Below are 12821 nucleotides of genomic sequence, written 5' to 3'. Positions count from 1 at the left end.
CTGTAGTCACACGAGTAACAAGCACGGGATTCATACGAGCCGGTCACGATTGGGATACGCCCCGGTCGGTTTCGGCCTGGACTACCGCAGAAAACGACCCGCAGCCTCGACGGCAGGCGTCGAACTACCCGCGTCGTTCACGAAGACCGCGAACGCGAGATCGCCGGAAATACCGACGAACCAGCCGTGAGCTCCTTCGTTGTTGGCACCGAATTCGGCGGTGCCGGTCTTGCCGAGCAACCCGGGGATGTCGTTCAGCGACGTCGCGGTGCCACCGGTGATCGTCTCGCGCATCATGGTCTTGATCTGCTCGGTGACCTGGGGATTCACCGCTGCCAGCTGCATGTCTCCCACTCCGGACTCACCGGGGACCACCGTCGGTGGGAGCAATCCGTTGTTCGCGATCGACGACGCGACCAGCGCCATTCCGAACGGCGACGCGGTCACCTGTCCCTGACCGATGGCGGATTCGACCCGCTGCGCCGGGGTGTCTGCCGACGGCACCGAACCGGTGACGGTCGTCAGACCGGGGGTGACGTAGTCGACGCCGAGGCCGTACTGCGCGGCCGCGTCGGTCAGTCCGTTCGGCGGGAGTGCCACGCCGAGGCGGCCCATCGTCGTGTTGCAGGACTTGGCGAAGGCGGTGTGCAGCGGCACGTCGCCGAGATCGAAGTTGTCGTCGTTCGGGATCTGCCTGCCCTCGATGTTCTCCGTCGCCGGGCACGGCAGCACGGTATCGGGGGTGACGGCACCGGACTGCAGTGCAGCCGAGGTGGTCACCGTCTTGAACGTCGACCCCGGCGGGTACAGACCGGTGAGGGCGATCGGGCCCTCGGCATCCGCGGCGGCATTCTGCGCCACGGCGAGAACCGCCCCCGTCGACGGCCGAAGCGCAACGATGGCCGCCTGCTGTGGCAGCGACGCGAGGGCATTCTCGGCTTTCAGCTGCAGTGCCGAATCCAGGGTGGTCGCAATATCGTCTCCGGTTCCGGCATCGCGTCCGGCAAGCGGGGTGATGGTGCCGTCCGCTGCAACGGCCTGCACAGCCCATCCACGATTGGCCGCCTGCTCCTGCTCCCACAGCGTCGTGAGGTCGTTGAGGACCGGCGAAACGAGGTTTCGGTCGGCGGCGAGCAACCGCGTCTGCGGAGCCAGGGTGACTCCGGGGACGGTCGCGAGCTGAGCACCGATGGGGTCGATGTCCGCCTGACGAAGCAACACGATGGTTGCCGAGTTACCCTGCGCTGCAGCGACAGTCGATGTGACGTACTCGGCCGTGACACCCGGGACCACGGATCCGACGAGGTTCGCGACAGCCACGGGGTCGGCCGTCGCATCGACGTTGACGAGGGTGACCACCTGCTGCGACATCAGCTCGACGCCGTTGCCGTCGAAGATGCGCGGCGCGACGAGCGCGTCGGTCGGAGTGAAACGCACCGACGAGTCGGCCGTCAGGCCCGGCACCAACATCGCTGGATCCCAGGTGATCTTCCAGCCCTGCTCGGTCTCCGCCGCTGTCGCAGAGGTCGTGTAGTTCCATTCCTTCGGCTCGCCGTCGGGTTCGGCGGTGCCGTCGGTGGTCGTCGAGAAGCGCCAGCCGGCATTCAACGTGAACGTGCCTGCATCCTCGTTGGCGTCGGCGGCCTCGAAATCGGGAGTGGCCGTCACCGTTCCGCCGGCCGAAAGCCCGTCGTACAGCGCGGTGAGCGCCGCCGCCGCGCCGGCCGGATCGGTGGTCAACGCGGCTGCCTGATCGATATTCGCGCTGTTGACCGCGGCCGCGAACTGCTCGGCGACAGTCTGCGGCTGATCGGGCCCACTCTGACCACAGGCGGCGAGCACCAATGCCAGTACGGACACGATTGCGGCCAGAGTCGTCGGTCTTGTCGAAGTGAGCACGGAATCGATCATGCCCCAGTGCGTCCGCGAAACACCGGTGGCGCGATCTAGAGATGAGGTGTAATTATGTAATCAGTCTTACAACACTACCTCGGGAGCCCACATGAAACCCAATGGACGCTCGTTCGGTCGCCCCGGCGGCTGGCAGCACGCAGACATTCCGGACGCCACCGACGCAGCCGATTGGTTCGGTGGCCGACTCCCGGACACCTGGTTCGACGGTGCCGCGTCGGTCGAGGTCGACCGAGAGGAGATCGTCGTCGTCGGGACATTGACTGCAGAGCAGGACAGTTCACCCGCCGCCAACGAGGGCCGCATCGCGCGATTCCGGGAAACGACCCGCGGCGACCGCATGCAGATCGCCGACGAGGCCGAGAAGCGATACGGACGAAAGGTCGCCTGGGGAGTGAGAACCGGATCCGACGTGGTCCTGTTCACCCACCTCGCGGCACCGGTCATGACACGCCTGCGCCAGCCCGAGCGTCGCGTCCTGGACACCCTCGTCGACGCCGGCGTCGCTCGCTCCAGGGCCGACGCTCTGGCCTGGGCCGTGAAGCTGGTCGGCGAACACACCCAGGAGTGGCTGGACGAACTGCGGGGCGCCATGACGACGGTCGACGAGCTACGCAAGAAGGGCCCGTCGGTGTAATTCGCTTGCGTGTACGTCGGGTTCGGGGCTAGCGTGGCGTTCGCATTGTTGCCCACAGATTCGGAGAGGCCATTGCTCTTCCAAAGGTTCTAGACGCCTGCAGATCCATCGCACGCACACCTTGGGAGCAACCATGCCTCATTCGTCATCACTGTCTGTCTCGAACCTGACCTTCACGTGGCCGGACGGCGACCCCGTGTTCGACGCCATTTCAGCCATCTTCCTCAGCGGCACAACAGGTCTCATCGGTTCAAACGGCGCGGGGAAGTCGACACTCCTGCGATTGCTCGCCGGGGAATTGACGCCGCAACGAGGTTCCATCTCGATGCCGGGCGTCTTGGGGTACCTGCGCCAGGACGTCGCACTGGACCCCGATCTACCCCTGGATCGGGTGCTGGCCATCGATTCGGTGCGGAAAGCATTGCACAGCATAGAATCCGGCTCCTCCACCGAGGACGACTTCGCGATCGTCGGGTCGGCGTGGGACGTCGAGGAGCGCGCTCTGGCATTGCTGGACAAGCTCGGCCTCGGCAGCATCGTCGGCTCCCTCGAAGATCTGGATCGCCGAGTCGGCACCCTGTCGGGCGGCGAGACGATACTGCTGGCTCTCACCGCACAACTGCTCGCCCAACCCGACGTACTGCTGCTCGACGAGCCGACCAACAACCTCGATCACGTTGCGCGAGAACGCTTGTACACGGCGGTCGACGGCTACGCGGGTGTGCTGATCGTGTGTACTCACGATCTCGAGCTGCTCGAACGCGTCGACTCCATCGCCGAGGTGCGGGCCGAGCGCAGCGGAGTCTCGCGGTTGCGCATGTTCGGTGGCAACTATCAGCACTATCGCTCGGTCGTCGACGCGGAACAGGAGGCGGCACGGGCGACGGTCCGCGATGCCAAGAACGACGTCCGCAAGCAGGAACGCGAATTGATCGACACCCGAATCAAACTCGACCGACGCCTGCGCTTCGGCAACAAGATGGAAGAGCAGAAGCGCGTGCCTCCGATCCTCGCGGGCCGACGCAAGCGGGCTGCCCAGGAATCGGCCGGCAAACTCCGCGGGACCCACAGCGACCGCGTCGACGACGCCCGATCATCACTGTCGGCCGCCGAGGATCTCCTGCGCGACGACCGCGAGATACGCGTCGACTTGCCGGCAACGAAAGTCCATGCGGGGCAGGTGGTTCTGGCGCACGAGGACGTGCACATCGCGGGCCCTGAGCGCATCGCACTGATCGGACCGAACGGGAGTGGCAAAACCACCTTGTTGCGCAGTCTGAATGCTGCCGGAGCACAGGTGCCGTGGCAGTATCTGCCGCAGCGACTCGACGTCTTCGACGAATCCCGCACCGTCGCCGAGAACGTATCCGACGTCGCCCCACACGCCACCGCCGAACAGATCCGGAGCCAACTCGCCCGCTTCCTGTTCCGCGGATCCGACGCCGACTCCATCGTCGCGAGCCTCTCCGGTGGAGAGCGACTGCGGGCCGCACTTGCGCGAATTCTGCTGGCAGAGCCTGCCCCGAAACTACTGATGCTCGACGAGCCCACCAACAACCTCGACATCACCAGCCGACAACACCTCATCGACGCGCTCGGGAAATTCGAGGGTTCGCTGATCATCGCCAGCCACGATCGACCGTTCCTCGACGCCATCGCCCCCACCCGCACCATCGACCTCGGTGTCCAGCCCAGCGCAGAAGCGCCCGCCGGGGAGGAGTCGATGTGACGTTCAGTGGCCCGGAGTGGAGCCTGCGGAACGACCCGTGAGCACCGTTGGGGGGTCAATGTCACGTTGAGTGGACTCGGCAGTTCAGAATCGCGGGGTGGAGTACGCCTCGAATGCAGACGATGGAACCCAGATCGCGTACACGGTGGTGGGGTCCGGGCCGCCGTTGTTGATCGTGCACGGCAGTTTTCTCACGCATACGATCTGGCGGACGTTCGGCTATGTGAAGGCGCTGCGCGGCAGTCGGCGGTTGATTCTGATCGACAGTCGCGGGCACGGCCGCAGCGAGAAGCCCCATACTCCCGACGCCTATGCGATGAGCACTATCGTCGGCGATCTGACTGCAGTGCTCGATGCGGTGGGTGTCGACACCGTCGACTATCTGGGGTATTCGTTCGGGGCCCGGGCGGGCTTGGCGTTGACCGCGGCGAGGCCCGAGCGAGTGCGATCACTGGCCGTCGGCGGCGGTAGTCACGGCGCTCAGGCCGGCGCGTTCGATCGGCTCTTCTTCCCCGGGTGCGCGGACGTGTTGGAGAGGCGCGGCATGGACGGCTTTCTCGAGACATGGAGCACCCACCGCATGTTTCCGATCGATGCTGGTACCCGAGCGGTGTTCTCCGCCAACGACGCCCAGGCGATGGCCGCGTACATTCGAGCGTCCGACACCGATCCCGGCCTACCGGACGAGGCGTTGCAGCGGTTCACCCAGCCGTCGCTGTTCTACGTCGGCAGTCAGGACGGTACCAGGCTCGACGACACCCGAGCTGCCGCAGCGCTGGTGCCGAACTCCGAGTTGCATGTCATCCGCGGATTCGACCACGCGACAACGATGGCGGCCTCCGAGGAGGTTCTCGGGCTTCTCGAACGGTTCTGGGACAGGTGACCTGAGCGTCCACAATTCGCCTCGAGAATCGGAATCCCGCCTCCCACAGCGAATAGTGGGCGCTCACGTCACCTCTTCAGGGCAGGAAACTGGTCGTCACGCCACTCCGTCGCCAGTGGTCCGACGGCTGCGTCCTCGCGAGCGCGCAGTTCCACGCGGCGGATCTTGCCGGAGATCGTTTTCGGTAGCTCGAAGAACTCGATACGCCGAACGCGAAGGAACGGTGCCAGGTGCTCGCGTGCGTACTTCAAGATCTCGAATGCTGTGTCCTCGTTGGGTTCCCAACCCGACGCCAATGCCACGTATGCCTTGGGAACGGCCAGTCGCGTCTCGTCGGGGGCAGGCACCACCGCCGCCTCGGCAACGGCGGGGTGTTCGATGAGTACGCTTTCGAGCTCGAACGGGGAGATCTTGTAATCCGAGGCCTTGAACACGTCGTCGGTGCGGCCGACGTAGGTGATGTAGCCCTCGGAGTCCCGCGATGCGACGTCGCCGGTGTGGTAGTAGCCGTCGGCCATGACTGCGGCGTTGCGTTCGGCGTCGCCGAGGTAGCCGGTCATCAGGTTGAACGGATTCTGGGCCAGGTCGAGGCATATCTCGCCCTCGTCGGCGAGTTCACCGGTGGTGGGGTCGACGATCACCACCGGGACGCCCGGCAGCGGTCTCCCCATGGAGCCGGACTTCAGTACCGCACCGGGCGTGTTCGCCACCAGTGCAGTGGTTTCCGTCTGGCCGAACCCGTCGCGGATATTGAGGCCCCACTCCTGCTGAACTCGCGAGATCACCTCGGGGTTGAGCGGTTCACCTGCTCCGATGGCCTCGCGAAGCGAACCACCGCCACCGGCGAGATCCGCTTGAATCAGCATGCGCCACACAGTCGGTGGTGCGCAGAACGTCGTCACCTCGGCGCGGCGGATCTGCGCGAGCAGTGCTGTCGCGTCGAATTTGCCGTAGTTGTAGATGAAGATCGTCGCCTCGGCGATCCACGGCGCGAAGAAGCAACTCCACGCATGCTTGGCCCACCCCGGGGAGCTGATGTTCAGGTGCACGTCGCCCGGACGCAGCCCGAGGAAGTACATGGTGCTCAGATGCCCTACGGGGTAGGAGATCTGAGTGTGCTCGACGAGCTTGGGCTTGCTGGTGGTGCCGGAGGTGAAGTACATCAGCAGACGGTCGGTGGGAGCCGTCACGGACTCGAACGGTACGGCCTCGACGCCATGCGCCTCGGCATAGTCGACCCAACCATCACAGGCGGAGGTGGAGATACGCAGGTAGTCACCGGGGACCTCGTCGAATTTGCCGGTGTCCGAGGGGTTCACGATCACTGCGCGCGCATTGCCGCGTACCACGCGGTCGGTCAGGTCTGCGGGTCCGATGGCAGTGGTGGTCGGCATCAACACCGCGCCCAGTTTCATCACCGCGAGCATCGCTTCCCACAGCTCCACCTGGTTGCCGAGCATCAGGATCACCGAGTCGCCGCGTCCGATTCCCTGGTGCTCGAGCCACCTGGCAACCTGGTCGGAGCGACGCGCGATGTCGTCGAAGCTGTACTTGGCCTCGCTGCCGTCCTCCTCGACTATCCACAGCGCTGTGCCGTCGTTGCCTCGCGCGAACGCATCGAACCAATCGATCGCCCAGTTGAACGTCTCACCGAACGACGGCCATTCGAAAGTTGCTACTGCGCGGTCGTACTCGCCGTAGGCGTCGAGTAGTAGATCGCGTGCGTTCCTGAATGCCGTGTGTGCCGATTCGACCATGTTTCCTCCTGCGCGTGTGATTCCCATCACCACAACGCTAGGGAATCCCCCGAACTCCCGCTACCCCTGAACGGGGGTGCACTATCCGTTACCCTTGCTCATCATGGCCGTCAGGTACTTCGGAAAAGCATGTGCACTGGGGATAGTTCACGCAGCATTTTCCGGCTATTGGGCCGCAGGTGGACGGTGGATGCTCGATACCGTCGGTTCCTTCGCCACGGAGTGGGTCGACAGCGAACCCGAAACAGCGCGAACGGCACTGCTGGTGCTCACGCTGGTCAAACTCGCAGCGGCAATTCTTCCGGCCCTCGCATACATGAACCGACCACGCTTGGCTGCACAGAACCGGACCAGGGTGCCGTCGTTGATCCTCGGCATATCCTGGCCCGGCTCTGTGCTGCTGATCCTCTGGGGCGGAGCGTCGTTCGTCGGTGCAGTGATCGGCTTGATCGCCTCGGACGAGAATCGACGCGTCAAGTACGGACACCTGTTCTTCGACGGCATCTTCCTGCTCTGGGGTGCCGCGCTTCTGACGGCACTGATCCTCGCCCGAAGAACCGAGTACCGACCGCGCTAGATGCGCTCCCCTGTTTCCGGGTGGAAGAGGTGGATTGCACCGTCGAGGCGCGTCAGGCCGATGCTCTCGCCGATCTTCGCCGGAGCACGCACTGCCGAACGCGCAACCAACGACACCGATCCCCCGTCGAGTCCCTTGACCTTGGGGTCGTCGAGGTGTGCGTAGACGTAGGACTCGCTGCCCAGCTCCTCGATGAGATCGACCTTGCCCTCGAAGCCCTCGCCACCGCCGTGGACGATGCCGAGGTTCTCGGGCCGCAGTCCGATGGTGACCTCGTCGATACCCAGGCTCGCGAGCTTGGTCAGCTCGTCGCGCTCGAGCGGAAGCAGGAACTTACCGATCTGGACGCCACCGGATCCGATGGGGACCGTCATCAGGTTCATTGCAGGTGAGCCGATGAATCCGGCGACGAACGCATTCACGGGATGGTCGTAGAGGTCTGTGGGAGAAGCGAACTGCTGCAGTTTGCCGCCGCGCAGGACGGCGACACGATCGCCCATCGTCATGGCCTCGACCTGATCGTGGGTGACGTAGACCGTCGTGGTGCCGAGCCTGCGCTGCAACGCCGCGATCTGAGTACGTGTCTGCACCCGTAGTTTGGCGTCGAGGTTGGACAGCGGCTCGTCCATGCAGAACACCTGCGGCTCACGAACGATGGCGCGACCCATGGCAACTCGCTGACGCTGGCCGCCCGAGAGCTTGCCGGGCTTGCGGTCGAGGTACTCGGTGAGATCGAGCAGACGGGCCGCTTCCGCAACGCGTGCCTGACGCTTCTCGAGGCTCACTCCGCGCATCTTGAGCGCGAAGCCCATGTTCTCCCCGACGGTCTTGTTGGGGTAGAGCGCGTAGTTCTGGAAGACCATGGCGATATCGCGGTCCTTGGACGGAACGCCCACCATGTTCTTACCGCCGATTTCGATTGCGCCACCGTCGATCTCCTCCAGACCGGCGAGCATACGAAGGGCGGTGGACTTGCCGGAGCCGGACGGTCCGACCAGGACGACGAACTCGCCGTCCTTGATGTCGAGGTCGAGGGAATCGACGGCGAGCGAATCGGCACCTTCGTAGACGCAGGATGCCTTCTTGTACGTGATTGCAGCCATGAGACTTTCTCCTATTTGATGGCGCCGAAGGACAGACCGCGCACGAGCTTGTTCTGCGCGAACCATCCGGCAAGGACGACGGGGAGTGCTGCGAACGTCGCAGCGGCGGACAGCTGGGCCCAGTACAGGCCCTGGCCGGTGATGAATCCGACGAGGTACACCGGAATCGTCTGGGCCTGAACGGCAGTGAGGTTGACGGCGAAGAAGAACTCGTTCCACGAGAAGATAACGCAGATCAACGACGTCGCCGCGATGCCGGGAGAGACGAGCGGCAGGATCACCTCGCGGACCGACGTCCACAGCGACGCACCGTCCATACTGGCGGCTTCGAGCAGTTCCGCCGGCACCTCCATGAAGAACGAGCGCATCATCCATACGGCGATCGGAAGATTCATCGCGGTGTAGAGGATCACCAATGCCCAGATGTTGTCGAGCATGCCGATGTCACCGACGATGACGTACAGCGGAACGATAACGGCCACGACCGGCAGCATCTTGGTGGAGATGAAGAAGAACAGCACGTCCTGGGTCTTCTTGACCGGCCGCAGTGACAGCGCGAAGGCCGCCGGAACACCCAGTAGCAGAACGAGAATCGTCGAGACTACCGTCGCGAACGCCGAGTTCAGCAGGGTCGTACCGATACCACTTTCGAGGACACCTCGGTACTGATCGAGGGTGGGGGTGAAGATCAGCTTCGGCGGATTGGAGTAGGCGTCGGCCTCCTGCTTGAAGCCCGTGATCACCATCCAGAGCACCGGGAAGAAGAAGGCGATACCGGCCACCCAGGCGACGAACGACCAGACCGTGCCCGGGCCCCACTTGCTCTTCTTGCGAATCTCCTGGCCGTCGGAGGTCTGCGCGACGGCCTTCTTCTTGCTCGTGGTTGCCGTGCTCATCACGCCGCCTCCTCGTTTGCGCTGAAGCTCTTGAAGATCAATCTCAGCGCCAGAGTGCTGAGGACGATGGTTGCCACCACGGTGACGACGCCCATGGCCGCGGCCTGACCGATGTCGAAGCCGAGGAAGGCACGTTGGTAGATGTAGAACGGCAGGTTGGCCGACGCGACTCCCGGTCCACCGGAGGTCATCATGTAGACGGCGTCGAAGGTGTTGACGAGGTAGATCGCACCGAGGACGGTGCCCAGTTCGATGAACCGGCGCAGGTGCGGCAAGGTCAACTCGCGGAAGAGTTTGAACGGGCCTGCCCCGTCGACGCGTGCGGCCTCGGCGATGTCCTTGGGCATGGACTGCAGCCCGGCGAGGATCAGCAGCATCATGAACGGCGTCCACTGCCACACCAGGTTCGTCATGACCGCGGCCAGCGGGAACCGGGAGACCCAGTCGATCTCACCGACTCCGAACGGACTCAGCGCGAAGTTGATCAGACCGAAGACGGGATCGAACATCGTCGTCTTCCAGATCAGCGCACCGGCCACCGGGGTGACGAGGAACGGGGTGATCAACAACGTACGGATCAGGCTGCGACCGATGAACTTTCGATCGAGCAGCAGCGCGAGCGCCAGACCCAGGACCACCGAGATGATCACCGTTCCGACGATCATGATCACGGTGTTCATCGCGACCTCGCGGAACTGACTGTCGCGGAAAACGTCGATGTAGTTGTTCAGGCCATTGAACTCACGCGAACCCGGACGAACGAGATTCCAGGACTGCGTCGAGTAGTACAGCGTGAACAGGAACGGAATCTGGGTGACGATGATGGCGAACACCAACGCCGGCAACAGCGGTCCGCGTCGACGCCACCCCTCGGCCTTGGAGATCGTTCTCGGTCGCGGTACGAACTTCTCCGGTTCGGCCGGAGCCGTCCGTTCTTCGGTGGTGGTCATCCCTGGTCCTCCTGATACGTCCTGCCGACCACTTCGGCGTATTGCTGCGCTTGGTCGAGCGCGTCGTCGACGCTGATCTGTCCGGCGATCGCGGCGCTGATCTGTTGGCTGACACGGGTACCGAGGTCCTGGAACTCCGGAATGGTCAGGAATTGGACTCCGGTGTACGGAACCGGGTCCACGGTGGGGTTGTTCGGGTCGGCACCGTCGATGGAGTCGAGAGTCAGCTGACCGTAGGCGGCGGACGCCTCCGCGTACTCGGGAATCTCGTAGGTCGAGAGACGACTTCCGGGAGGCACACGCTCCCAACCGAGTTCGCTACCGACCTTGTTCAGGTACTCCTTGCTGGTCATCCACGAGACGAACTTCCACGCCTCGTCGGGGGCCTCGCTGGTCTGGGGAATGCCCAGGGCCCAGGAGTACAGCCAACCGTTGTCGCCCTTGGCCGCCGACGGGGCCTTGGCATAACCGATCTGCCCGACGACGTTGCTCGACGACGGGTCCTCGAGTACCGAGACAGCCGAGGTGGCGTCGTACCACATTGCCGTGTTGCCCTGCGAGAGTTGCGTTCCGCACTCACTGAAGCCACTGGTGGCCGCGCCGGCCTGACCGTGTTCACGCACGGTGTCGACGTAGAACTGCACGGCTTCGCGTACCTCGGGACTGCTGAGCTGAGCGTTCCAGTTCTCGTCGTACCAGCGGCCGCCGAACGCGTTGATGACCGTGTTGAGCGGCGCGAGCACCTCACCCCAGCCGGGCTTGCCGCGTAGGCAGATTCCGGAGAGACCGGGGCTGTCGAGTGCAGCGGCGGCATCGGCCACCTGCTGCCATGTCGGCTCCTCCGGCATCGTGATGCCTGCGGCGTCCATCAGATCCTTGCGGTACATCAGGAACGAGGACTCGCCGTAGAACGGAACCGAGTACATGCTGCCCTCGTACGACAGTGACTCTTTCAACGTCGGAATGAAATCGTCCTCGTCGTACCCCGGCGTAGCGTCGGCATACTCGGAAAGGTTGGTCAGCCAACCGTTCTCGGCCCACTGCGGTGTCTCGAAGTTACTGATCATCACCACGTCGAATTCGCCGCCGCCGGTCGCGACCGAGGCCGTGATCTTGGCACGGGCCTCGTTCTCCGACAGTGACACGAACTTCAGATTGATGCCCGGGTTCTCCGCCTCGAACTCCGGAGCAAGCGAAATGGCGTCGGACATCTGCGAATTCGAGACGATCGCGACGGTGATCGTCGTCCCGTCACCGTCACCACCGAACGAGCCGGCACCGGCACATCCGGACAGCACCAAGGTCGTCGCGAGTGAGGTCGCGACAACCGCTTTCGGTAGAACTTTCACTGAGATACCTTTCCATCCGACGCTGATGTGGATCGATCCACAAGCCAACGCGCACTTTCGATGTCGGTGACCAAGATCGATGCCAGCCCACCGCGCAGCGCACCGAGCAGCGCTTCGTGTTTTCGTTTTCCGCCGGTGACGAGCACGGCCCGATCGCAGGCCCTGATGGCGTCGAGTCCCACCGACACGGTTCGGCCGGGGAGCGATCCCCCGGTGTCCTGGCCGTCGGCGTCGTAGAACCGGCCGCCGATCTCACCGACCGCGCCGAGTCGGCGCAGTTCGTCGAGCACTTCGAGGTCGATGAAGCTGCCCTCGAACAACGTGGTGGACGTGGAAACGGGACCGATGCCGTACATCATCACATCGGCATCGGTCCCGGACTTGAGGGCGCGAGAGATCACGGAATCCTGCTCCAATGCAACGACAGTCGCCTGATCGGCATACAGCGGTGCATTGAGCCTGATGGGTGTCGCCTGCAGGTACGCAGCGCACCGTCCGAGTGTGTACTCGACACCGGTCTGGTAGTCCGCCGAGGTGATGGAACCGTCGAGTTGCACCACCGCAGCACATTTGGTGGATCGAGTCTTCAAAGAGCTCGCGACCGACACCGTCTCGGGTCCCCAGGTGAAGCCCAGAACATCCTGTTCCTTGAGGCGACGCGAGAGCAACGTCGCCGCGGCGCGACCGAGCGACCCGTAGCCGGCATCCGTGCCGTCGATGACGTCCGAGACGACGAGTACCTCGGTCAGCCCGTATCGGGCTTCGAGTTCACGTTCGATGTCGGCGTGCACGGTGCCCTGCAAATCGTCGGGGACGTTGATCTCGATCGTCACGAGCCCTTGGGAACGGGCCCGTGCGACCAGCCGCCCTGCAGTCGGGCGCGAGACGCCCAGTTTCACGGCGATCTCGGCCTGCGTCGCACCTTCGAGGTGGTACATGGTGGCGGCGCGCAGAGCCAGACGCAGATCCTCTCCGGACCGCGAAGACTTCGCCCCCGCGGGATCGGACGTCGATCCGTCCATTGCACCT

At 64.1% G+C, this 12821-nt stretch carries 11 protein-coding genes; 4 read left to right on the top strand and 7 right to left on the bottom strand.

Translation table 11 applies throughout. The features are described from left to right. Positions 1-81: 81 nt before the first annotated feature. Positions 82-1911: a penicillin-binding transpeptidase domain-containing protein gene (locus R4P57_RS23415; protein WP_317805252.1), complete on the bottom strand. Its 1830-nt coding sequence runs from the start codon at positions 1909-1911 to the stop codon at positions 82-84. Between the two features lie 91 nt (positions 1912-2002). Here R4P57_RS23415 and R4P57_RS23410 point away from each other — a divergent pair, with 91 nt between their 5' ends. The 3 genes from R4P57_RS23410 to R4P57_RS23400 all read left to right on the top strand — a co-directional run bounded on the left by R4P57_RS23410 (position 2003) and on the right by R4P57_RS23400 (position 5160). Beyond that, the gene (locus tag R4P57_RS23410; protein WP_317805250.1) at positions 2003-2548 is read left to right on the top strand and encodes a hypothetical protein; all 546 of its coding nucleotides are present in this window, start codon (positions 2003-2005) and stop codon (positions 2546-2548) included. A 133-nt stretch (positions 2549-2681) separates the two neighbouring features. Then, positions 2682-4277, top strand: coding sequence for an ABC-F family ATP-binding cassette domain-containing protein (locus tag R4P57_RS23405; protein ID WP_317805249.1), 1596 nt, complete (start codon positions 2682-2684; stop codon positions 4275-4277). Positions 4278-4347: 70 nt separating this feature from the next. Beyond that, a complete protein-coding gene (locus R4P57_RS23400; protein ID WP_411742424.1) occupies positions 4348-5160 on the top strand; it encodes an alpha/beta fold hydrolase in 813 nt (270 codons plus the stop codon). A gap of 68 nt (positions 5161-5228) precedes the next feature. On the opposite strand, the gene R4P57_RS23395 is transcribed toward R4P57_RS23400, so the two are convergent. Beyond that, positions 5229-6944, bottom strand: a complete 1716-nt coding sequence (locus R4P57_RS23395) for an AMP-binding protein (RefSeq protein ID WP_411742423.1) — start codon at positions 6942-6944, stop codon at positions 5229-5231. Between the two features lie 76 nt (positions 6945-7020). Here R4P57_RS23395 and R4P57_RS23390 point away from each other — a divergent pair, with 76 nt between their 5' ends. After that, entirely contained in the window at positions 7021-7494 is a 474-nt protein-coding gene (locus R4P57_RS23390; protein WP_317805248.1) for a DUF3995 domain-containing protein, read from the top strand. Here R4P57_RS23390 and R4P57_RS23385 read toward each other — a convergent pair. The 5 genes from R4P57_RS23385 to R4P57_RS23365 are packed head-to-tail and all read right to left on the bottom strand — an operon-like array spanning position 7491 to position 12814. Next, positions 7491-8597, bottom strand: a complete 1107-nt coding sequence (locus tag R4P57_RS23385; protein WP_317805247.1) for an ABC transporter ATP-binding protein — start codon at positions 8595-8597, stop codon at positions 7491-7493. The two genes, R4P57_RS23390 and R4P57_RS23385, sit on opposite strands and share 4 nt — an antisense overlap. A gap of 11 nt (positions 8598-8608) precedes the next feature. Continuing rightward, entirely contained in the window at positions 8609-9493 is an 885-nt protein-coding gene (locus tag R4P57_RS23380; protein ID WP_317805246.1) for a carbohydrate ABC transporter permease, read from the bottom strand. Then, positions 9493-10443, bottom strand: a complete 951-nt coding sequence (locus tag R4P57_RS23375) for a carbohydrate ABC transporter permease (protein ID WP_037196012.1) — start codon at positions 10441-10443, stop codon at positions 9493-9495. Before R4P57_RS23375 ends, R4P57_RS23380 begins: the two co-directional genes overlap by 1 nt. After that, the gene (locus R4P57_RS23370; RefSeq protein ID WP_317805245.1) at positions 10440-11792 is read right to left on the bottom strand and encodes a sugar ABC transporter substrate-binding protein; all 1353 of its coding nucleotides are present in this window, start codon (positions 11790-11792) and stop codon (positions 10440-10442) included. The genes R4P57_RS23375 and R4P57_RS23370 overlap by 4 nt, the downstream gene beginning before the upstream one ends. Further along, complete coding sequence (locus R4P57_RS23365) at positions 11789-12814, bottom strand: sugar-binding transcriptional regulator (protein ID WP_317805244.1); 1026 nt, start codon at positions 12812-12814, stop codon at positions 11789-11791. Before R4P57_RS23365 ends, R4P57_RS23370 begins: the two co-directional genes overlap by 4 nt. Positions 12815-12821 lie beyond the last annotated feature (7 nt).

Source organism: Rhodococcus sp. IEGM 1330 (genome assembly GCF_033142445.1).
Classification (GTDB): domain Bacteria; phylum Actinomycetota; class Actinomycetes; order Mycobacteriales; family Mycobacteriaceae; genus Rhodococcoides.
This window is presented reverse-complemented; position numbering and strand designations above follow the sequence as displayed.